Source organism: Variovorax sp. N23 (genome assembly GCF_025486315.1).
In the GTDB taxonomy this organism is placed as follows: Bacteria; Pseudomonadota; Gammaproteobacteria; order Burkholderiales; family Burkholderiaceae_C; genus Variovorax.
Window position 1 is genome coordinate 67144 of the sequence record NZ_JAOOPY010000019.1, and the last position, 21508, is coordinate 88651.

The 21508-nt window shown below is 68.8% G+C and carries 20 protein-coding genes; 8 read left to right on the top strand and 12 right to left on the bottom strand.

Annotated elements, in window-relative coordinates:
- Nucleotides 1–30 precede the first annotated feature (30 nt).
- Together lpxC and N8A90_RS22810 are read left to right on the top strand one after the other, a co-directional pair.
- A complete protein-coding gene (gene lpxC, locus N8A90_RS22805) occupies nt 31–954 on the top strand; it encodes a UDP-3-O-acyl-N-acetylglucosamine deacetylase (protein ID WP_262077511.1) in 924 nt (307 codons plus the stop codon).
- Nucleotides 955–977: 23 nt separating this feature from the next.
- On the top strand, nt 978–1154 hold the full coding sequence (locus N8A90_RS22810; protein ID WP_021005646.1) for a hypothetical protein: 177 nt from the start codon (nt 978–980) through the stop codon (nt 1152–1154).
- A gap of 5 nt (nt 1155–1159) precedes the next feature.
- Here N8A90_RS22810 and ruvC read toward each other — a convergent pair whose 3' ends face one another.
- The 4 genes from ruvC to N8A90_RS22830 form a co-directional block, all read right to left on the bottom strand.
- Nucleotides 1160–1708, bottom strand: coding sequence for a crossover junction endodeoxyribonuclease RuvC (gene ruvC, locus N8A90_RS22815; protein WP_262077513.1), 549 nt, complete (start codon nt 1706–1708; stop codon nt 1160–1162).
- Nucleotides 1709–1802: 94 nt separating this feature from the next.
- Complete coding sequence (locus N8A90_RS22820) at nt 1803–2909, bottom strand: porin (protein ID WP_262077514.1); 1107 nt, start codon at nt 2907–2909, stop codon at nt 1803–1805.
- Nucleotides 2910–3047: 138 nt separating this feature from the next.
- Complete coding sequence (locus tag N8A90_RS22825) at nt 3048–4106, bottom strand: phosphatidate cytidylyltransferase (protein ID WP_262077515.1); 1059 nt, start codon at nt 4104–4106, stop codon at nt 3048–3050.
- Nucleotides 4103–4750 carry a lysophospholipid acyltransferase family protein gene (locus N8A90_RS22830; RefSeq protein WP_262077516.1) on the bottom strand — a complete coding sequence of 216 codons (648 nt, stop codon included), beginning with the start codon at nt 4748–4750 and terminating at the stop codon, nt 4103–4105. The genes N8A90_RS22825 and N8A90_RS22830 overlap by 4 nt, the downstream gene beginning before the upstream one ends.
- A gap of 21 nt (nt 4751–4771) precedes the next feature.
- On the opposite strand from N8A90_RS22830, the gene N8A90_RS22835 reads away from it, so the two are divergent.
- Nucleotides 4772–5326 (top strand): GNAT family N-acetyltransferase, encoded by a 555-nt coding sequence (locus tag N8A90_RS22835; RefSeq protein ID WP_262077517.1) that lies wholly within the window; start codon nt 4772–4774, stop codon nt 5324–5326.
- Here N8A90_RS22835 and N8A90_RS22840 read toward each other — a convergent pair.
- From N8A90_RS22840 to N8A90_RS22865, 6 genes are all read right to left on the bottom strand, one after another.
- The gene (locus N8A90_RS22840) at nt 5292–6053 is read right to left on the bottom strand and encodes a transglycosylase domain-containing protein (RefSeq protein ID WP_262077518.1); all 762 of its coding nucleotides are present in this window, start codon (nt 6051–6053) and stop codon (nt 5292–5294) included. The two genes, N8A90_RS22835 and N8A90_RS22840, sit on opposite strands and share 35 nt — an antisense overlap.
- Nucleotides 6054–6057: 4 nt before the next feature.
- Nucleotides 6058–6897, bottom strand: coding sequence for a shikimate dehydrogenase (gene aroE / locus N8A90_RS22845; RefSeq protein WP_262077519.1), 840 nt, complete (start codon nt 6895–6897; stop codon nt 6058–6060).
- Nucleotides 6898–6910: 13 nt separating this feature from the next.
- Nucleotides 6911–7771: an energy transducer TonB gene (locus N8A90_RS22850; RefSeq protein WP_262077520.1), complete on the bottom strand. Its 861-nt coding sequence runs from the start codon at nt 7769–7771 to the stop codon at nt 6911–6913.
- A 30-nt stretch (nt 7772–7801) separates the two neighbouring features.
- Nucleotides 7802–9862 carry a ribonuclease catalytic domain-containing protein gene (locus tag N8A90_RS22855; RefSeq protein WP_262077521.1) on the bottom strand — a complete coding sequence of 687 codons (2061 nt, stop codon included), beginning with the start codon at nt 9860–9862 and terminating at the stop codon, nt 7802–7804.
- Nucleotides 9863–9913: 51 nt separating this feature from the next.
- Nucleotides 9914–10501, bottom strand: a complete 588-nt coding sequence (locus N8A90_RS22860; RefSeq protein ID WP_262077523.1) for a YqiA/YcfP family alpha/beta fold hydrolase — start codon at nt 10499–10501, stop codon at nt 9914–9916.
- Nucleotides 10502–10579: 78 nt separating this feature from the next.
- Nucleotides 10580–12658 carry a carboxypeptidase regulatory-like domain-containing protein gene (locus N8A90_RS22865; RefSeq protein ID WP_262077524.1) on the bottom strand — a complete coding sequence of 693 codons (2079 nt, stop codon included), beginning with the start codon at nt 12656–12658 and terminating at the stop codon, nt 10580–10582.
- Nucleotides 12659–12805: 147 nt separating this feature from the next.
- Here N8A90_RS22865 and N8A90_RS22870 point away from each other — a divergent pair, with 147 nt between their 5' ends.
- The 5 genes from N8A90_RS22870 to N8A90_RS22890 all read left to right on the top strand — a co-directional run bounded on the left by N8A90_RS22870 (nt 12806) and on the right by N8A90_RS22890 (nt 19510).
- The gene (locus tag N8A90_RS22870; protein ID WP_262077525.1) at nt 12806–13549 is read left to right on the top strand and encodes a response regulator; all 744 of its coding nucleotides are present in this window, start codon (nt 12806–12808) and stop codon (nt 13547–13549) included.
- 13 nt (nt 13550–13562) lie between these two features.
- Nucleotides 13563–15398, top strand: a complete 1836-nt coding sequence (locus tag N8A90_RS22875) for a sensor histidine kinase (RefSeq protein ID WP_262077526.1) — start codon at nt 13563–13565, stop codon at nt 15396–15398.
- A gap of 29 nt (nt 15399–15427) precedes the next feature.
- Nucleotides 15428–16582 (top strand): rod shape-determining protein RodA, encoded by a 1155-nt coding sequence (gene rodA / locus N8A90_RS22880; RefSeq protein WP_262077527.1) that lies wholly within the window; start codon nt 15428–15430, stop codon nt 16580–16582.
- A gap of 127 nt (nt 16583–16709) precedes the next feature.
- On the top strand, nt 16710–18170 hold the full coding sequence (gene tldD / locus N8A90_RS22885; RefSeq protein ID WP_262077528.1) for a metalloprotease TldD: 1461 nt from the start codon (nt 16710–16712) through the stop codon (nt 18168–18170).
- A gap of 221 nt (nt 18171–18391) precedes the next feature.
- On the top strand, nt 18392–19510 hold the full coding sequence (locus N8A90_RS22890) for a 3-deoxy-7-phosphoheptulonate synthase (RefSeq protein ID WP_262077529.1): 1119 nt from the start codon (nt 18392–18394) through the stop codon (nt 19508–19510).
- A 48-nt stretch (nt 19511–19558) separates the two neighbouring features.
- Here the strand turns inward: N8A90_RS22890 and N8A90_RS22895 are convergent, their stop codons facing one another.
- Together N8A90_RS22895 and mpl are read right to left on the bottom strand one after the other, a co-directional pair.
- Entirely contained in the window at nt 19559–20062 is a 504-nt protein-coding gene (locus N8A90_RS22895) for a cupin domain-containing protein (RefSeq protein ID WP_262077530.1), read from the bottom strand.
- Nucleotides 20063–20064: 2 nt separating this feature from the next.
- A complete protein-coding gene (gene mpl, locus N8A90_RS22900) occupies nt 20065–21471 on the bottom strand; it encodes a UDP-N-acetylmuramate:L-alanyl-gamma-D-glutamyl-meso-diaminopimelate ligase (RefSeq protein ID WP_262077531.1) in 1407 nt (468 codons plus the stop codon).
- Nucleotides 21472–21508 lie beyond the last annotated feature (37 nt).

Below are 21508 nucleotides of genomic sequence, written 5' to 3' on the forward strand. Positions count from 1 at the left end.
CGCGCGCCTCGCGCTCCTAAAATCACGGCCGTGCTGCAACAACGAACGCTCAAGTCCATCACCCGCGCCGTCGGCGTGGGGCTGCACAGCGGGCAACGGGTGGAGCTGACACTGCGCCCGTCGGCGCCGGACACGGGCATCGTGTTCCGACGCGTCGATCTGCCCGAGCCGGTGGACATCCCGATGACGGCCGAGGCCGTCACCGACACGCGCCTCGCATCGACCGTCTCAAACGGCGGCGCCAAGGTGCAGACCGTCGAGCACCTGATGTCGGCCTGTGCCGGCCTGGGCATCGACAATCTGGTCATCGACATCACGGCCGACGAAGTGCCGATCCTCGACGGGTCGGCATCGTCGTTCGTCTTTCTTCTTCAGAGCGCGGGCATCGTGCTGCAGCAGGCGCCGCGCCGCTTCATCCGCGTGGTGAAGCCGGTCGAGGTGCGCGAGGGCGACGGTGCCAACGCCAAGTGGGCGCGGCTCGAGCCGTACCATGGCTTCAAGCTGAGCTTCGAGATCGACTTCGATCACCGTGTGGTCGACTCGACCGGCCAGCGCGTGGAGTTCGACCTGGGGAGCGGCTCGTACAGCCGCGACATCGCGCGCGCACGCACCTTCGGCTTCACCAAGGAAGTCGAGTACATGCGCAGCAAGGGCCTGGCGCTCGGCGGCGGGCTCGACAACGCGATCGTCATGGACGACACCAAGGTGCTGAACGTCGGCGGCCTGCGCTACGACGACGAATTCGTGAAGCACAAGATCCTCGACGCGATGGGCGACCTGTACGTGATCGGCCGCCCGCTGCTGGCGGCCTACAGCGCGTTCCGCTCGGGCCACGCCATGAACAACCAGCTGTTGCGCGAACTGCTGCGGCACGAGGACGCCTACGAGATCGTCACCTTCGACGACGAGAAGCTCGCCCCTGCCGGCTTCGCCGAAGTGGCGCGCGCCTGGTAACGGCAACGCCGGCGAACCGACCGATGCTGCTGTTCCGCTGGGCCATCCTGCTGCTGCTGCTCGTGGCCGGCGTGTCCTTCGCGTTCTATGCGGGCACCGGGCAGATCAAATACCGGCGCTTCGGCTGGATCGTGCTCAAGTGGACGCTCCTGGCGGCCTTCGGCTTCTTCGCCGTGCTGATCGCCGAGCGCGTGGCCTGAAGGTTTCAGCGCGTCCGGCCCTTGCGGTACATGCCGCTCGTGCTGCGTGACAAGTCGGCCGCCTCGCCCAGCCGCGCCATCGAACTGCCGACGTGCGCATGCGTGATCGCGATGCCCAGCGCGTCGGCGGCGTCGCTGCCCGGCAGGCCCGGGAGGTCGAGCAGGCGCTTCACCATTTCCTGCACCTGTGCCTTGGCCGCCTGCCCGTGGCCGGCGACGGCCCGCTTCATCTGCAGCGCGGTGTACTCGGCGACCGGGAGGTCGCGCGACACCAGTGCCGTGAGACAGGCGCCGCGTGCCTGGCCGAGCAGCAGCGTGGACTGCGGATTGACGTTGACGAAGATGATCTCGACGGCTGCCGCATCGGGCTGGTAGCGGGCCACGATCTCGCCGATGCCGTCGAACAGCACCTTGAGACGCTCTGGCAGGTTGCCGCGGTCGAGGTGCCTGGTGCTGATCGTGCCGCTGGCCACGTAGCGCAGCGCATGGCCGTCCCGGTCGACCACGCCGAAACCGGTGGTTTGCAGGCCGGGGTCGATACCGAGGATGCGCATGTCGAAGGCAGAACAGCGCCGACGGCACGGGCCGTCGGCAGCAAGGGTGATGGGCCTTCGACTGTAGCCGACCGACCCCCGCCGTCGAGCGCGATCAGAACCGGTGGCGGACGCCGACGGTGTAGCCGTTGCGGCTCTTGGGGCCGCCGGAGGTCGTCGTGCCGTTGAGGTTGGCCTCGCCCTTCAGGCGCGTGGTGTCGAGTTCGGCGTAGATGTCGGTGCGGCGCGACAGCGCATAGTCGGCCGCGAAGACGAAGAAGTTGGCTCGCGCGTCGCCGGCCACCGTGGGGCCCGACTGCTTGGTGCGGTAGTAGTGCGCGCCGAGGTTGAGCAGCGGCGTGATCTGGTAGCCCACGCCGATGGTCGCCAGGTCGCGCCGGTTGGCGGCCAGGAAGGCCGGTCCGCCGAAGTTGCCGTTGGCCACGGAACTGCCGCTCCACAGGCTCGACAGCACCGCCAGGTCGATCGGTGCGGTCAGCGGGCCGCCGTCGAGCTTGTTGCGGCCGTAGCCCAGGTTGAAGTACCACTTGTCGATGCGGTAGGAGCCGCCCAGCGTCCAGGCATCGAGCTTGCGGCCGGACCCGAACTCGTAGTTCTGGAAGGCCCCGCCCAGGGCCAGGCCGCCGGTGGCATAGCGCAGGTAGGCGCCGACCGTCCGGCCCCCGGTGGGCGCGTCTTCGTCGAACGAGTACTGCAGGCCGCCCCGAAAGCCGCCGTATTCGGCCATGTACTTGATCATGTTGCTGGCACGCGCGCCCAGCGAGAAGCCGATCTCCGGCTTGAAGGCATCGAAGTACGGCGAATAGGGGAACGACGCATAGGTGCTGGTCACCACGTCGAACAGGACGTTGTACTGACGGCCGAGGGTGATGCGGCCGAAGCTGCTGCTCTGGATGCCGACCCACGATTGCTGGAAGTAGTTGGTGGTCGCCTGGGCGCCGGTGTCGGTGCCGAAGCGGTTCTCCAGGTTGGCCAAGGCACGCAGCCCACCGCCCAGGTCTTCCGTCACGTTGATGCCCCAACGGCTCTGCGACATGCCGCCGCCGATCATCTGCGTGAGGCTTCCGTCGCCGGCCGCGCCCTCGTTCGTGGTGTGCCGGATGGCGGCGTCCACGATGCCGTAGATCTGCACGCTCGACTGGGACCAGGCCAGGGGGGCGGCTGCGAGCAGGGCGCCGGCCATCGAAGCTTTCTTCAGCATTCTTCGTCTCCTCGTTGTGGTGACCGCAACTCTAGGGGAGGAGCACGTAGTTGCGACCAAGTGTTTCCTGCTCGGTTTCCCCTATGGGGCAATCCAGCGGAATTCGCTACCGCGCGGTAGAAATGAGCGAAGAAGGCTTCAGACACCGAAATACCAGCGCACAGAATGAAAGAAGACCGGTGCGGCGAAGCAGAGGGCGTCGACGCGGTCGAGCAGGCCGTTGGCGCCGGTCACGCCGACGCCCTTCTTGCCCCAGTTCGGAATGCCGCGGTCGCGCTTGAGTGCCTTCATGACCAGGTGGCCCATCGATCCCGCGACGCAGGCGATGAGCGCCATGGCCAGCGCCTGGCCGAACTTGAAGGGCGTGATGAAGGACATCGCCGCGCCGACGACGCTGGCGATCGCCATGCCCAGGCCCCAGCTGACCCAGTTGAAGCTGCGGCTCACGTTGGGGGCGAAGGGTTCGCGTGCCAGCCAGCGCCGCAGGGTGCCGCGCAGGCCGTGCCGCGCAGCATCGGCCTCGTCCGGCGGCAGGTAGGCGAAGCGGCGTGCGATCAGGTGCTGCACCACCATGCAGGTCTGGACCACGAAGACCAGGAAGAAGACGAGGAACGCGCTCTTGCCTTCGTAGCCGGGGAAGGACAGCAGCAGCAGCGCCGGCACGTGACTCATGCCGTAGACGCAGACCATGATGCCCCACTGCAGCTTGGCGTTGCGCTCCAGGAAGTGGCTGGGGTCGTTGGCCAGCGCGCTCACCACGGGAATCGCGATGAAGACGTAGACCGGGATGAAGACGGTGAAGAGGTCGAAGCGCGCGCTGCCCACCAGGAGGAACTGGGCAGGCAGCACCACGAAGAAGGCCAGGATCAGGCTGCGGTGGTCGCCGCGCCGTGTCGGCGACAGCGTGATGAACTCGCGCAGCGCGAAGAAGGCGATGAAGGCGAACAGCAGCGTGGCCACGCCCGGCCCGAGCGCCCAGCCGATCCAGAACACCACCACCATGAACCAGGTGGTGCGCAGCAGTGCGCGGAAGTCCGCGAACTCGCGCAGCCAGGCTTCGCCATGCGCGGCATTGCGCCGCTCGCGCAGGCCGACCCCCAGCGTGGCGATGCTCACCACCGTGAGCACGCCGAAGACGATGAGGAACAGGGCAGCGACCTGGTGGGTCGGCGAGAGGTTGCGGAGGAAGGCGTTCATACGTGGCGCAGCGCGATCACAGCTTCGCGTGCGCGGTCGAGAAAGGCGCGGCGCTCTTCACCCGGCGCCAGGGTGATCGGCGCGCCGAAGGTCACCGAACAGAGGATGGGCACCGGCACGATCTCGCCCTTGGGCATGACGCGCTGCACGTTGTCGATCCAGGCCGGCACCAGCACCACGTCGGGGAACATCTGCGCCAGCGTGAAGAGCCCCGACTTGAACTTCTGCGGCTCGCCGGTGTGGCCGCGCGTGCCCTCGGGGAAGATGATGATCGAGTCGCCGCTCTCGAGCGCCTCGACGAGCGGCTGCAGCGGCGCCATCGGGTCGGGCGGCGGTGCACCTGCTTCGGCCGGTGCCGGCGTGCCGCCGCGCTCCACATAGATGGCGTTGAACACCTCGGTGGTGATCCAGCGCTTCATCGGCGTGTTGGCCCAGTAGTCGCGCGCCGCGATCGGCCGGGTGATGCTGCGCAGTTCTTCGGGCAGCGCGGCCCAGATCATCACCAGGTCGAGGTGGCTCTGGTGGTTGGCGAAGTAGATGCGCTGCTCGGCCTTGGGCGGGCAGCCCCACCATCGCGCCTGCGCGCCGGTGAGCAGACGCACCAGGCCCAGCAGCACCCATCCCAGCAACTTCGCGGCAAACATGAGAGGCGATGATACGGGGCCATGACGACACAACGACTGCTGCCTGCCCGCGCCGAGGACATCCCGGCGCTCCTCGATCTGATCCTCACCCATGGGCCCAATCCGTGGAACTGGCTGCCGCCCGACGACGTGGCGCGGCATGTCGCGCAGATCGCGACGGGCGAGGTCGGTGCGGTCGTCGCTTGGGACGGCATGACCTTGCAGGGGGTCGTCACCTTCTGCCGGACGCGGCACTTCGCGCGCTACCAGCCGGCCGGGCGCGCCGCACAGCCGCAGGGCTATGTGTGCGAAGCGGTCGTGCACCGCGATGCCGTCGGGCAGGGGCTGGGTGCCCGCCTGCTGAAGGCCGCGCTCGATGCGCTGAAGGCGCAGGGCCTGCAGGAGGTCTACATCGACCGCCATGAAGAGAACGCCGCCTCGGCCGGGATGATGCGCAAGGCCGGGTTCGCCGTGATCGACACCTTCGCCGAGCCCGCGCGGCGGCCCCACGGGTCGGGACGCACGACCGTCTGCCGCGTCGTCTTCGGCGACGAAGCGGCACCTATGGCAGATCGGCGGCCGGCATCCGCGCCATGATGGTCGACGCCCGTCCGCTCACATAGGGCGAGCCGGGCCGCTTCTCGAAGAACTTCGGGCTGGGCAGCATCACGGCGAGGCGCGCCGCCTCGTTCGCGCTCAGCCGCGCCGCCGGCTTGTTGAAGTAGTGTTGCGCCGCCGCCTCGGCGCCGAACACACCTTCACCCCATTCGACGTTGTTCAGGTAGATCTCGAGGATGCGGCGCTTGCTCAGCAGCAGCTCGAGCGCGGTCGCCAGCACCAGTTCCTGGCCCTTGCGCAGCAGCGTGCGTTCGCCCGACAGCAGCAGGTTCTTCGCCAGTTGCTGCGTGATGGTCGAGCCGCCGCGGATCTTCGCGGGCGCCGGCTCCTTGCCGCGGGCGCGGGCCTGCGCGGCACGGCGGGCCGCGATCGCCTCGGCCTTGGCATTGCGCTGGCGGGCGCGCTCGATGGCCTCCCACTCGATGCCGCCGTGGTAGATGAACTCGGCGTCCTCGCTGGCGATCACCGCCCGCTTGAGCGTGTCGGCGATGCGGTCGTAGGGCACCCACTCCTGCTGCCAGTCGGGCGACTCGCCGCGCTTGGCGTTGGCGCGCCCGTTCGTCGCGATCTGCCAGGCTTCCGATCGCTGGAAGGCGGTCGATTCCGGTGCGACCACGACCATGAGCGCGATGCGCCCGAGGAAGAAAAACTGAAGGGCGATGCCTGCCACCACCAGGCAGAGCAGCCAGCGCGAGACCTGCCGCATGCGCCTAACCGTCGACCAAGGCGCGCAGCTCGGCCAGCACCTGCGCCGCCGGCGGGCGAACGCCGCGCCAGATCTCGAACGCTTCCGCCGCCTGCTCGACCAGCATGCCGAGGCCGTCGCGCGGCACCGCGCGGTGCGCGCGTGCCCAATCGAGGAAGCCCGCAGCCGCCGGCCCGTACATCATGTCGATGGCCAGCGTGCCGGGTCTGAGCACCGAGGCTGCGACCGGCACGTCGCCGCCCGACAGGCTCGAGGCGCTCGCATTGACCACGATGTCGAAGTCGCCCGCCACGGTGTGCAGCTCCTGTGCCTCGATGCTGGCGTGGTGTTCCAGGGCCAGCGCGGCGTGGCGCTGCACCAGCGTGATGGCCTTCGCCAGCGTCCGGTTGGCGACGACCACGCGCCGCGCACCCGCCGCCAGCAGCGGCCCGAGCACCCCGGATGCGCCGCCGCCGGCGCCGATCAGCAGCACGTCGCGCCCGGCGATCGGCACCCCGGCATTGCGCTCGATGTCGTGGACCAGGCCCACGCCGTCGGTGTTGTCGCCGTGCACGCCGTCGTCGCGAAAGCTCAGTGTGTTCACCGCCTCGGCCAGCGTGGCGCGTTCGCTCAGGTGCTGGGCGGCATCGCGTGCGTCGAACTTGAAGGGCACGGTGACGTTGCAGCCGCGCGCGGTGCCGTCGGGGTCGGCGCGAAAGGCCGCCAGGCCGCCGGCAAAGCCACCGAGCTCGATGCGGCGGCGGCCGTAGGCCAGGGTTTCGCCGGTCAGTTCGGCGAAGCGGGCGTGGATCCAGGGCGAGCGGCTGTGCTCGACTGGGTTGCCCATGACGCAGTACAGGTCCATGGTGCTCAGCCTCTCAGTTCTGGCGCGAGGACAGCTGCGTCTCGAGCGTCTCGTCGCGTGTGAAGCGGAAGCGCGAGGGCAGCACGATCTGGTCGGCCTGGCGCCGCATCGCATCGCTGAAGCGGCCGAAGTTGCCGATGCTGCGCACGATGGCCTGCGCCCGGCGGTCCAGCGCGAGGTTGCCGGAGGTCTCGACGACTTCGGTGGTCAGCAGGCTGCCGTCGAAGTTGACGGTGACCAGCATGGTGAGCTCGCCATACAGCTTCTTGCCCGCGACCTCGGGGAAGTTCTCGGTGCCGCGCGACTCGATGCGCCGGCGCAGTGCGTCGACGTACACCGCGTAGGCCGCCTCGCGGGTCGAGGGGCTGATGTAGCGCTTCTTCGGACGCGCGTTCTCTTCGTTGACCCGGCGTTCGATCTCGGCCAGCAGGTTGATGAGCTGGCGGCGCTTCTCTTCCTGCGCCCTGGCGTCGCTCGGGTTGCCGTGCTGGCGCGGATCGGGCAGCGGCATCGCGGCGAGCTGCTGCTTGATCTGCGCCAGCAACAACTGCTGCTGCGCCTGCATCGCCTCGACCTTGCGCTCGGCCTCTTCCATCGAGTCGCCGATGGTGGTGAAGGTGGAGGGCGGCAGCGGGCTGGTGGCGCGGCCGCGGTCGAGATCGCCGCCGCCGGCCATCGACTTCTGCGCGATCGCCATGGCCTTGTCGGGCGTCTCGTTGGTCGACGCGTTGACCAGGATGATCTCGAGCGGCGTGTCCTGAAACACCCGGTTGAACGCCTCGGGGTCGACGAAGCGCACCGCCAGCAGCGCGGCATGCGCCACCACCGACAGGCCGAGGGCGATCTGCAGGGTGCTCAGGTCTTTGAGGTTCATGGCGCGCTTGGCGGGGTGGCGCTCGGCCTCTCAGGCCGGCGTGTTCTCTGCGGCAGCCTCGCTGTCGTTCAGGTCCACGGCGATGGCGATCGGGCCGGCCACTTCTTCCTCGTCGTCGCCACTGCCCTCGTCGAGCGCGGCCGCATCGACCGGCGCATCGAGGCGTTCGAGCACCGTACCGTGCACGTCGAGCGCGATCTCGTCGATCTCGCCGAGCTTCACGCGCAGATGCGCGCCGCGTTCCTGCTGGCCGGCCACCGGGAACACCAGCGGCAGCGTGTCGGCGCGCACCAGCGCACCGTTCGGGATGTCCTTGATCACCGTCGCGGTCAGTTCGCCGATGCCCTGCTGCTGCAGGTACTTCAGCGTCCAGAAGCGCTCCATGCCGCCTTGATACGCGTTGTAGGTCGCATAGGCGGCGTCGAAGCCCGAGAGGATGGAGAACAGGTCGGCGTCCTTCGGCTTGAAGGGCGCGGCCAGCGCGGCGGTCTTGCCGTGGCGGGCGGCCGCGATGATCTGCCACTGGTTCACCAGGTCGGTGTAGCGGCGCAGCGGCGAGGTGCTCCAGGCGTAGCTCTTCACGCCCAGGCCCGCGTGCGGCAGCGCCCGGGTGCCCATGCGCACCTTGATGCCGGGCGCCAGGCTGGCCTGGCTGCGGTAGAGGCCCGGCACGCCGAGCTCGCCCAGCCAGCCGCCCCAGCCGCTGTTGGCCAGGATCATCGCTTCGGAAACGATCAGGTCGAGCGGCGTGCCGCGCTGGCGCGTGCTGATCTGCACCTGCTCGCTGCCCTCCGGCTCGCCCTCGTTGCCGACCAGGCGGAAGTTGTAGTCGGGCCGGTTGAAGTTCTCCGGCTTGCCGCGCACCACCTCGCGCTGCGCCTTGAGTTGCCTGGCCAGGCGGAACAGGAAGCTCAGCGGCGCACGCAGCGTGTTGACGACGTCGGGCGTGTCGGTGCTGGTCACCGCAGCGTCTTCCAGCCAGGGCTGCGTGATGACGCCGTCGAGCTGGTCGTGCCGCAGGTTGGCGACGATCGGCACCCGTTCGATCTTCGTCTCGGTGCCCTGCAGTTCCAGCGTGGCCTCGTCGAAGCGCGCATAGAGCGACACGGCCGGACGGTCGGCGCCTTCGAGCAGCGTGTAGGTTTGCACCACCGCATCGGGCAGCATGGTGATCTTGTAGCCTGGCATGTAGACGGTGGACATGCGCGCGCGCGCAACCTGGTCGAGCGGGCTGCCGGGCGCGAAGGCCAGGCCGGGCGCAGCGATGTGCACGCCCACCGTCACGGTGCCGCTGCCCAGGCCCTGCACCGACAGCGCGTCGTCGATCTCGGTGGTCTGCGAATCGTCGATCGAGAAGGCCTCGACGCCGTCGGCGCGCGGCAGGTCGTCGGCGATCGCCGGTGCGCTGAGCGCCGGCGGGAAGGCCGTGCCCTTGGGAAAATTTTCGAACAGGAAACGCTTCCAGTGGAACTGGTAGGCCGAGTCGATGGCGCCGGCGCGCTCGAGCAACTCGAGCGGCGCGCGCTGCGCGGTGCGCGAGGCCTCGACCACTGCCTTGTACTCGGGCGCGTTCTTGTCAGGCTTGAAGAGGATCTTGTAGAGCTGTTCGCGCACGGGCGCCGGGCATTCGCCCGCCACCAGCTGGGCCGCCCAGTCGGCGATCTGCGCCAGCACCTGCTTCTTCTTCTCGATCGCGGCCAGCGCCTGCTGGATGATCTCGGCCGGTGCCTTTTTGAAGCGGCCCTTGCCGGCGCGGCGGAAGTAGTGCGGTGCCTCGAACAGCGCGAACAGCGCCGCGGCTTGCTGTGCCAGCGAGGGGTTGGCCTGGAAATACTCGGTCGCCAGGTCGGCGAAGGCGAATTCGCCTTCGGGCGCGAATTCCCACGCCAGGTCGAGGTCCATGCCGGCGGCGAGCGCGCGGGCCTCGGCGATCAGCTCGGCCGGGGACGGCTTCTCGAAGCGCAACACGATGTTCGCGCCCTTGACCTTGACCCGCTTCCCGCTATCGAGCTCGACCTGCGCCGACGCTTCGGCCTCCGACAACACGCGGCCGCCGAGGTACTTTCCGGCTTCTTCGAACAATACAAACATGGGTGCGATTGTCCCATGGGCCACCCGGCCCCGGCGCCGGCGGGCCCGGCGTCAGACCGGATCGAGGAAGCGCAGGACGTCGACGAGGTGCTTCGTCTCGAAGTCCGACAGGGCGTGGTCGCCGCCTTCGAGCAGGCGCACGCGGCTGCCCGGGTAGCGGGCCGACATCTCGCGCCAGTCCAGCACCTCGTCGCCCTTGGCGACGATGGCGAAGACGCGTTCGGGCCGGTCGACCGGCCCGATTTCCAGCGTGCGCAGCTCCTCGATGAACGCCGGCTGGAAATAGAAATGCTGCGCCGGGTCGTGCCACGCCGTCTGGTCGCCGATGTGGCGCGCCAGGTCGCGTGCCGGGTCGACGGCCGGGTTCAGCAGCACCGCCGGGCAGCCCGTCATGGCGGCCACGTAGGTCGCGTAGAAGCCGCCCAGCGAGGAGCCGATGACCGCCATCGTGTCGCGCGGCCAGGGCGCGATGCCCCGCATCACCAGGTCCATCGCTTCGCGCGGCGAGGGCGGCAGTTGCGGGCACCACCAGTGCACGCCGGGGTGGCGTTGCGCCACCCGCTCGGCCATCAGGCGCGCCTTCATCGACTGGGGCGACGAGCGGAAGCCGTGCAGGTAGAGGAGGTGGGTGGTGGGCATCGTCGGCATGCTAACCGCGGCGTTGCGCGGAACGAAAAAGCCCCGCCGAGGCGGGGCCGTGGCGAGGTCAGCGTGCGATCACTGCAGCTTGTAAGTGGCGAACTTCTTGCTCACTTCGACCTGCCGGGTGTTGCGGGCCCACAGCTCGAACATGTTCATCGTGGTGCCTTGCGCATACTGGGTCGGCGATGTCGCGTCGCAATGCGTGTCCGACGCGCCTTGCGTCGAGCAATACAGCTTCGCCTTGCGCGCCGTGATCGACACGCCGGTGCTGTCGTTGTAACGCGTGCCCTGCGCATTGCCAACCGCCGGCGCGCGGCCGTAGGCGGACAGCGATGTCGGTGCCAGCGCTCCCCCAGGGACCACCCAGCCGGCCGTGTTGCCGGCGGCGCTGAAGTCGATGATGTTCGGCTCGGCTGGGTCGAGCGCACCGAATACCAGGTTCCCCGAGTTCGACGCGCCTGTCTCGGCGATGAGCTCGGCGCGCAGCGTCGGCGTCATGTCGACGAACACGAGCTGCTGGATCTCGGCGATCGATTGGGCGCGCGACAGGGTGCGGTAGCTCTGCACGACATTGGGCACTTGGGTGTCGACGTGGAAGAACTCCAGTTTCCAGACGCTCTGGTCCTGCAGGGCGCGCAGGCCGGCTTCGTCGTACTGCGGGCTGGCTGTGAAGAAGCTTTCCTTGTCGGCCGGATTGCCCGTCGTCGAACTGCTCTTGTAGGCGGCGGCCAGCCGATAGACGCTGCTGCCGGTAGCCGTGCCGTTGTTCTGCGCGACCAGGTAGGACAGGCCGCCGGTCGGCACATAGGTGAGCTGGCTGCCGAACGGGGTCGTGACGACCACCTTGGAGAACACCGAGGCGCCGCCCACGAGCCGGTTGTCGATGCTGATGTTGTAGCCCGTGGTGAACGAGCTGAACGCCGGCGTGTTGATCAGGTCGCGGTCTTCCGAGAACGGACGCACGCTCGCGCTGTAGGTGTTGCCGTTGCCCACCAGCTTGAGCGTGCCGTTCACGTTGCGTGCGATGAGCGTGTCGTTTTCGGCGTTGCCGGTGCTGTCCACCCAGCGGTAGCTCATCACGACGTCGCCATTGGTGCGGAGGAACTCGAAGTTGCCGCGCTCCCACTTCAGACCTGTGGCACCGCTGCGGAACAGGCTGGCGTAGGCGCCGCGGTTGTTGGCGTCGCGGCCGACGTTGTTGCCATTGTTCTGGAAGGTGGCCGGGTCGTCGTTGAGGAACATGCCTCGGCAGACCGGCGCCACGACGTTGGCGGCAGTGCCGATGACCGCGCCGTTGTCGTTGCCGTTCGTGACGCGCTGGGAGGCGGGCAGGGCGTAGCAGGCGGTCATGCGTTCGAACAGGCCGGCCACCATCGCGGGGGATGGAATCGCATCGAGTTGCGCCGCGGTCACCGCGGGCAACGTCGGCACGGCCGTCGCGTCGCTGCGGAAGCTGATGGACATCGGGGCGGCATCGGCCGTCGCGGGCTGGGCCTTGACGGTGATCTCGATATTGGCAGCCGTGCCGTCGGGCCGCACGCTCACCGAGATGGCGTCGAGCACCTTGTCCTGGCCGGTGCCGTCGGCGACGAAGACACCGGACATCGGGTCGATCGTCACGTTCAGTGCGCTCAGCAGCGGCTGCAGCGCGGTGAGGAGTTCGCTCACCTGCGCCTGGATGGTCGTGGCCGTCACGCTCTCGGGGCGGGTGGTGATGGCGCCGGCCAGGCTGGCCGGGTTGCCGTCCGGCGACAGTTGCGAGACGACGATGGTCGTCAGCGGCGTGACGTTGGCCGTGCCGCTGCCCGCGCTGGCCGTGGTGCTGTAGAAGCTCAACTCGTCGCGGCTCGCCTTGATGACCAGCGGGGCCTTGGTGCCGAGGGGCAGCGTGCAGTTGTAGGCGCCCTTGTCGTCAGTCTGGGTCGTGCACACCGTGACACCGGTCTGGTCGGTGACGGTGACGGTGGCGCCGGCAAAGGCCGCGCCGGTGGCGGCCACGCCGCTCAGGGTGGCCTGGGTCGCGACCGGCTCGGTGACCGGGGGCGTCGTTCCCGTGCCTGTTCCCGAAGCCGATCCGCTGTTTCCTCCCCCACCGCATGCGGCAAGCGACAGCAAAATAGCAGCCGCCAGGCCCGCACGGGTCTTCTTGTTCATCGTCATCTCTCGGTCCTTTGATTGATTCGTTACGAGGTCGTTACATGCGACGGGCGCCAGTGTCTGCGTCGTGGCCGCGTGGCACATCCCATGAATCAGTGAGTCATCAAAGATTTCCAGGTGTTTCGCGGCGTATGCTTCGCGCCCATGCATACCGAGGTATCAACCGGGCCGGGGAGGCCGTTCAGGGTGCTGGTCGTGGAGGACGACGTGCGGGCGCGCGGCTTTTTCGAGCAGAGCGTGCGCGCGAGCGACCGTCTTCGGTGGATGGCCGGCCTCGGGACGGTGCGTGAGGCGCTGGAATGGCTGGCCACGTCAACCGAAGCGCCGGACGTCCTGCTGGCCGATCTCGGCCTGCCCGACGGCAGCGGACTCGACGTGATCCGCGCGGCGGTGGCCCGCTTCCCGCAGTGCGAGCCGCTGGTGATCTCGGTGTTCGGCGACGAGGACAACGTGCTGGCGAGCATCGAGGCCGGCGCCGTCGGCTACCTGCACAAGGACGCACCGCCGGAGGACATCGCGCAGACCATCCTCGAGATGAAGGCGGGCGCATCGCCCATCTCGCCCATGATCGCGCGCCGCGTGCTGGCCAAGTACCGCCTCCTGCAGTCTGCGGCCAGCGCCGGTGCACGTGCCGATTGGCCGGCGGACCTCGCTCCGCCGGCCGCACCGAAGGCCGATGCGCCGACGTTGCTGTCGGCGCGCGAGCAGGAGGTGCTGGCCCTCATCGCCCGCGGCTTCTCGTACGCGGAGATCGCCCGGCTCAAGTCGCTGAGCGTGCACACGGTGCAGACGCACATCAAGAACCTCTACGGCAAGCTGGCGGTGCATTCGAAGAACGAGGCCGTCTTCGAGGCGACGCGGCTCGGCCTGCTGCGCCACCCCGGCTGAGGGGGCGCTACCGATGAGGGCGATGCTGCGATGGGTCTTCCTGGCGTTCGTGGCGCTGTGGGGTGGCCTTGCCGCGGCCGCCGCGCCGGATGCGGCCTTGCTGGCCCTGCGCGAGGGCACGGTGGTCAGCACCGTCGATGGCCACACCCGCGAAGAAGCTGCCATGCTGCCTTACCACTGGGACCGCATGCACAAGGGCCGGCCGGGCGAAGCGCGCTTCACGCTGCCCTTCAGCCTGGCGGAGACGCCGGGCGAGCCGTGGGGCCTGTTCATCCCGCGCGTCGGCAGCGCCTTCGATGTCGCGTTGAACGGCCATGTGCTGCAGACCTACGGCGACCTCGCACGCCCCAACGGCGCCGACTACGCCAAGGCGCCGGTCTACCTGCCGATACCGGCGCACCTGCTGCGTCCGGGGGAGAACCTGCTGCAGATCCGTATCCGCGCCGACTCGGGCCGTCGCGCGGGGCTGGCGGTCCCGACGATCGGGCCGGCGGAGCCGGTTCGCGGCAGCCTGTTCGCGTCCGCGTATGCCTGGCGCTTCACGGGTTCCGTGCTCCTGTCGGCCTTCAGCATCGTGGTTGGCGCCATCTCCCTGGCGCTGTGGTTCACGCAGGCCGACACGACCGGCGCAGGCCCGCCCCGCCGCGAGCACCTGTACCTGTGGGCGGCGCTGGCGGAATTCTGCTGGGCGCTGCGGGTGGCCGACGGCGCCATCCGCGAGCCGCCCCTGCCCTGGGTCGCCTGGGGCGTACTCATGGCGGCCTGCTATTCCGGATGGGCCCGTTCCTGCATCATGTTCTGCCAGCACCTCGCCGGCTGGCACGACCGGCCGGGCACGCAGTGGCTGCGGCGTGCGGCAGCCGTGATCTTCACGATGCCGGTGCTTGCATGCTACGTCGCTCTGACGCGGGCCGAGCCCCTCTGGCTGACCGCCTGGCTGGCACTGGAGATCGCGGTGGTAACGGCGTACGTGCTCTTCTTCGTCGGCGCGACGCTCCGGCGGCCGACCGCTCCGCGGATGCTGGTGGCGTCGGCATTGGTTCTTACCCTGGTGGTGGCGGCGCGCGACTGGTTCGTCATCCGCGTCAGCGACGCCTACGGCGACACCACGTGGGTTCGCTACACCTCGCTGTTCTTCGGCATGGCGCTGCTGGGCATCGTGCTGATGCGTTTCCGCGAGGCCAGTGCCCAGTCGCGCGACCTGCTGCGCACGCTCGCCGCGCGCGTGGCCGACCGCGAGCGCGAACTGGCGTCGGTCTATGGCCACCTCGAGCAGGCCGCGCGCGAACAGGAGCGCACGCGGGAGCGCGAGCGCATCCTGCGCGACATGCACGACGGCGTCGGCTCGCACATCAACTCGGCAATCCGTCAGCTGCAGTCCGGCCAGGCCAGCCAGCCGGAGGTACTGCGCACGCTGCGCGATTCGCTGGACCAGCTGAAGCTGTCGATCGACGCGATCCAGCTGCCGCCGGGTGACGTGCAGGGTTTGCTGGCCGGCCTGCGCTATCGGCTCGAGCCCCGTTTTGCCGGCGCCGGGCTGGGCCTGGAATGGGCGGTGGACGAACTGCCGGCCCTGCCCCGGCTGGACGCACCCTTGATGCGGCAGCTGCAGTTCCTCCTCTTCGAAGCCGTGTCGAACGTGCTGCAGCACGCGCAGGCGCGCCTCCTGCGGATCGAGGCGTCGATGGCGAGCGCCGGGCTGCGCATCCGGGTGATCGACGACGGCGTCGGCTTCGACACGGCGCGGGTGCCGCGCGCCCTCGCGTTGCGGGCGGAAGCGATCGGCGCCGCGATCGACGTCCAAAGCCGACCCGGCCGCACGGTCGTCCAGGTCGATTTCGGCGGATGACGCGGCGCGCGCGTCGATAATCCGCGCCCATGTCGGCCGTCTTCAACCAACCCTCGTTCGCGCGCCGCATCGCGCCCATCTTCCAGGGCTTCGACGGCTTCCTCGCGTTCGCGGTGTTTCTGCTGGCCTGCGCCGGCCTGCTGACGATGTACTCGTCGGGTTACGACCATGGCTCGCGCTTCCTGGACCACGGTCGCAACATGCTGCTGGCGGGCTTCATCATGTTCGTGGTGGCGCAGGTGCCGCCGCAGCGGCTGATGCATTTCGCGGTGCCGCTGTACACGGTGGGCGTGGCGCTGCTGATCGCGGTGGCCATCTTCGGCATCACCAAGAAGGGCGCCAGGCGCTGGATCAACGTGGGCATGGTGATCCAGCCCAGCGAGATCCTGAAGATCGCCATGCCGCTGATGCTGGCCTGGTGGTTCCAGCGGCGCGAGGGGCAGTTGCGGCCGCTTGATTTCGTGGTGGCGACGGTGCTGCTGGCGGTGCCGATCGGCCTGATCATGAAGCAGCCCGACCTCGGCACCGCGCTGCTGGTGCTGGCCGCCGGGATGTCGGTGATCTTCTTCGCCGGCCTGAGCTGGAAGCTGATCGTGCCGCCGGTGCTGATCGGCGTGGTGGCGGTCACCCTGATCGTCGGCTTCGAGTCGCGGCTGTGCGCCGACGGCGTCGACTGGCGGGTGCTGCACGACTACCAGAAGCAGCGCGTGTGTACGCTGCTCGACCCCACCAAGGACCCGCTGGGCAAGGGCTTCCACATCATCCAGGGGATGATTGCCATCGGCTCGGGCGGCGTGGGCGGCAAGGGCTTCATGCAGGGCACGCAGACGCACCTGGAGTTCATCCCCGAGCGCACCACCGACTTCATCTTCGCCGCCTACTCCGAGGAGTTCGGCCTGGCGGGCAATCTGTTCCTGATCAGCGCCTTCATCTTCCTGATCTTCCGCGGCCTGGCGATCGCCATGGATGCGCCCACGCTGTTCTCGCGCCTGCTGGCCGGGGCGGTGACCATGATCTTCTTCACCTACGCCTTCGTGAACATGGGCATGGTCAGCGGCATCCTGCCCGTGGTGGGGGTGCCGCTGCCCTTCATCAGCTATGGCGGCACGGCGATGGTCACGCTGGGGCTGGCGCTGGGCATCCTGATGTCGATCTCGCGCGCCAAGAAACTGGCGCAGAGTTGAGCCGACAGCCCCCTTCGCGGAATGCCGCGGATCCGGCTCTGCCGGTCCGCACGCATTGCCCCCGGTAGGGAGTGGGCGAAGCGGACACGAAGTGCCGCGCAGCCTGGGGGCGAGCAATAATGGTTTCATGATCTCCCGCGAACCCACCATCGAACGCCTCGCCATTGCGCAGCAGTTGCTGCTCACGCCCTTCGGACTCGACGAGTCCCACCTCGGCAAGGCGCTCGCCGAGATCAAGGCCCACCAGGTCGACGACGCCGACCTCTACTTCCAGTACACCCGCAGCGAAGGCTGGAGCCTGGAGGAGGGCATCGTCAAGACCGGCAGCTTCAGCATCGACCAGGGCGTCGGCGTGCGGGCGGTGAGCGGCGAGAAGACGGCCTTCGCCTATTCCGACGACATCTCCGAAGCCTCGCTGCTCGACGCGGCGCGCACGGTGCGCGCGATCTCGTCGGCGGCGCGCGGTGGCCGGGCCAAGGTGCCGACGCGCAAGATCGCCTCGAGCCGCTCGCTCTACAACGGGGTCGACCCGATCTCCACGCTCGACAGCACCGCCAAGGTGAAGCTGCTGGAGAAGGTCGAGCAGCTGGCCCGCAGCCGCGACCCGCGCGTGGCGCAGGTCATGGCCGGCCTGGCCAGCGAGTACGACGTGGTGCTGGTGGCGCGTGCCGACGGCACGCTGGCGGCCGATGTGCGCCCGCTGGTGCGGCTGTCGGTGACGGTGATCGCCGAGCAGAACGGTCGCCGCGAGATCGGCTCCGGCGGTGGTGGCGGTCGCTTCGGCCTGGCCTACTTCGACGATGCGCACATCGCGGAATACGTCGACCACGCGGTCAAGGCCGCGCTGACCAACCTCGAGGCACGGCCCGCGCCGGCCGGTGAGATGACCGTCGTGCTCGGCTCCGGCTGGCCCGGCATCCTGCTGCACGAAGCCATCGGCCACGGGCTCGAGGGCGACTTCAACCGCAAGGGCTCGAGCGCCTTCGCCGGACGCATTGGCCAGCGCGTGGCGGCCAAGGGCGTGACGGTGCTCGACGACGGCACCATCGCCGACCGCCGCGGCTCGCTCAACGTCGACGACGAGGGCAACGCCAGCCAGCGCAACGTGCTGATCGAGGACGGTATCCTCAAGGGCTACATCCAGGATTCGATGAACGCGCGCCTGATGGGCGTGAAGCCCACCGGCAACGGCCGCCGCGAAAGCTACGCCCACGTGCCGATGCCGCGCATGACCAACACCTACATGCTGGGCGGCGACAAGGACCCGCAGGAGATCGTCGCGAGCATCAAGAAGGGCCTGTACGCCACCAACTTCGGCGGCGGCCAGGTCGACATCACCAGCGGCAAGTTCGTCTTCTCGGCGAGCGAGGCCTACTGGGTCGAGAACGGCAAGATCCAGTACCCGGTCAAGGGCGCGACCATCGTGGGCAACGGCCCCGATGCGCTCACGCGCGTGACCATGATCGGTAACGACATGGCGCTCGATTCCGGCGTCGGCACCTGCGGCAAGGAAGGCCAGAGCGTGCCGGTCGGCGTCGGCCAGCCGACGCTGCGCATCGACGGCCTGACGGTCGGCGGCACCGCCTGAAGCCGCCGCACAACGCTTTTCTTCCGAAACCCGTGCTACATTCGGCCGTCATGTCGCAACACGCCGCTTTCTACTTTTCGTACTTTTGGTTCCGGACCTCCGGCGGCCTAGAGGCGAGCGCGTAAGACAAACGTACACCCTCCAAAGACCGCCGGCGCTCACGCCCCGGCGGTTTTTTTATGCCCTTTTGATCCCCGAACCTTAGACCCAGGAGCCGCACGATGACCCATCCCTCCGCACCCACCAGCGACAGCTGGTATGCGCGCGTCGAAAAAACCAGCCAGACCGACGACGAACGCATCAAGGACATCAACGTGCTCCCCCCTCCTGAACATCTGATCCGCTTCTTCCCCATCCGCGGCACAGCCGTGGAGACGCTGATCACCGGCACCCGCCGCAACATCCACAACATCATGGCGGGCCATGACGACCGGCTGCTCGTGGTGATGGGGCCCTGCTCGATCCACGACCCCGCCGCCGCGCTGGAATATGCCCGCCGTCTCAAGGTGCAGCGCGACAAGTACGCCGATTCGCTGGAGATCGTGATGCGCGTGTACTTCGAGAAGCCGCGTACCACCGTCGGCTGGAAGGGACTGATCAACGACCCGTACCTGGACCAGAGCTTCCGCATCGACGAAGGCCTGCGCATCGCGCGCCAGTTGCTGATCGACATCAACCGCATCGGCCTGCCGGCCGGCAGCGAGTTCCTCGACGTGATCTCGCCGCAGTACATCGGCGACCTGATCAGCTGGGGCGCGATCGGTGCGCGCACCACCGAAAGCCAGGTGCATCGCGAGCTGGCCTCGGGCATCTCGGCACCGATCGGCTTCAAGAACGGCACCGACGGCAACATCCGCATCGCGACCGATGCCATCCAGGCGGCGGCGCGCGGCCACCACTTCCTGTCGGTCCACAAGAACGGCCAGGTCGCGATCGTGCAGACCAACGGCAACAAGGACTGCCATGTGATCCTGCGCGGCGGCAAGGCGCCCAACTACGACGCCGAAAGCGTGGCGGCCGCCTGCCGCGATCTGGAGGCCGCCAAGCTGCCGCCGACCTTGATGGTCGACTGCAGCCACGCCAACAGTTCCAAACAACACCAGAAGCAGATCGACGTCGCGCAGGACATCGCGGGTCAGATTGCCAGCGGCAGCCGCAACGTGTTCGGCGTGATGGTCGAGAGCCATCTGAACGCCGGCGCCCAGAAGTTCACGCCGGGGCAGGACGCGATCGGCGGCCTGGCCTACGGCCAGAGCATCACCGACGCCTGCCTGGGCTGGGACGATTCCACCGCCGTGCTCGACACGCTGTCGCAGGCGGTGAAACGCCGCCGGGGCTGATCGCTCCGGGCGCGACGCCCGGCCCGATGCTCAGATTGCTCAGATTGCTCAGATCAGGCGGGCGAGTTCGGGCCAGTGGTGCCGCATGAGCGCGGCTTCCTCGCTGCCCTCGGGCATCAGCGAGAAGTCGGCGAAGTCGAGGCCCGGCCCGACCATGCAGGCCGCCAGCACGTAGTCGCCGGCGGTGTGCGTGGCGATCGGCTCGGCCGCCTGCCACTGGCCGGCCGGCACCACATGCTGCGGGCGTGTGCCATGCGCATCGACCGGCCCGAGCCGCGTGTGCGCCGGCGCCGTGCGCAGGGCTGCATCGGCCGTCCACAGCGCGAGCGGCGCGCCTTCCAGATGCACCCACACTTCGTCGGAGCGCACGCGGTGCCAGCGGGAATGGTGGCCGGCCTCGAGCAGGAAATAGATACTCGTCAAGGCCGACCGCGGCGGCCGCCCGTCGAAGGGCGTCACGCTGGCTGCGGAGCGGAACACCTCCGCGTACCAGCCGCCTTCCGGGTGCGGCTGCAATTCGAGCGTCTGGATGAGCTGCTGGACCCGCGTCATGTTCAGTCCCGGGCGCGCAGCGCGGCCAGCAGCTTGTCGTGCACGCCACCGAAGCCACCGTTGCTCATGCAGACGATGTGATCGCCCGCACGCGCCGCCGCCGCGACCTGGGCCACCAGCGCTTCGATGGCGTCGACCACGCGGGCCCGGTCGCCCATCGGCGCGAGTGCCGATGCGGCATCCCAGCCCAGGCCGCCGCTGTGGCAGAACGACAGGTCGGCTGCCTCCAGGCTCCAGGGCAGTTGCGCGGCCATGGTGCCCAGCTTCATGGTGTTGCTGCGCGGCTCGAAGACGGCCATGATGCGGTCGCTGCGATGCCCCTCGCCGTCCAGCTTGCGGCGCAGGCCGTCGAGCGTGGTGCGGATGGCGGTGGGGTGGTGCGCGAAGTCGTCGTACACGGTGACCGCACCGCCGTCGCGCGCCACCGTACCGCGCAGCTCCATGCGCCGGCGCACGTTGCGGAAGCTGCCCAGTGCGGCGGCCGCTTCGGCCGGCGGCACGCCCACATGGTCGGCGGCGGCGATCGCGGCCAGCGCGTTCATCTGGTTGTGCTCGCCCGACAGGGCCCACTCGACACGGCCGACCGGCGCGCCGCGGTGCAGCACGTCGAAGGCATCATGCGTGCCACGGGCCGACCATTCCGTGTCCGGGCCGTCCGTGCCGAAGCGGCTGACTTCGCTCCAGCAGCCCTGGGCCAGCACGCGCCGCAGGCTGTCTTCCCGCGCATTCACGACCACGCGGCCGGTGCCGGGCACCGTGCGCACCAGGTGATGGAACTGGCGCTCGATGGCGGCGAGGTCGTCGAAGATGTCCGCGTGGTCGAACTCGAGGTTGTTCAGGATCGCGGTGCGCGGTCGGTAGTGGACGAACTTGCTGCGCTTGTCGAAGAAGGCCGTGTCGTACTCGTCCGCCTCGATGACGAAGGCGGGGCCCTGGCCCAGCCGGGCCGAAACGCCGAAGTCGAGCGGCACGCCGCCCACCAAAAAGCCGGGCGCGCGGCCCGCACGTTCCAGCACCCACGCCAGCATCGACGTGGTCGTCGTCTTGCCGTGCGTGCCTGCCACCGCCAGCACATGCCGGCCCTGCAACACATGCTCGGCCAGCCATTGCGGGCCGCTGGTGTAGGGCGCACCCGCGTCGAGGATGGCTTCCATCAACGGGAATTTGGGGGTGCCGTCGGGCAGGCGTGCGCGCGAGACCACGTTGCCGACGACGAACATGTCGGGCGCCAGCGCCATCTGGTCCGCGTCGAAGCCTTCGATGAGGTCGATGCCCAGCGCGCGCAACTGGTCGCTCATGGGCGGGTAGACGCCGGCGTCGCAGCCCGTCACCCGGTGGCCGGCTTCGCGCGCCAGTGCGGCGACGCCGCCCATGAAGGTGCCGCAGATGCCGAGGATATGAATGTGCATCGGTCGATTCTAGGGATGCTCCCCGCCGCGCTTCCAT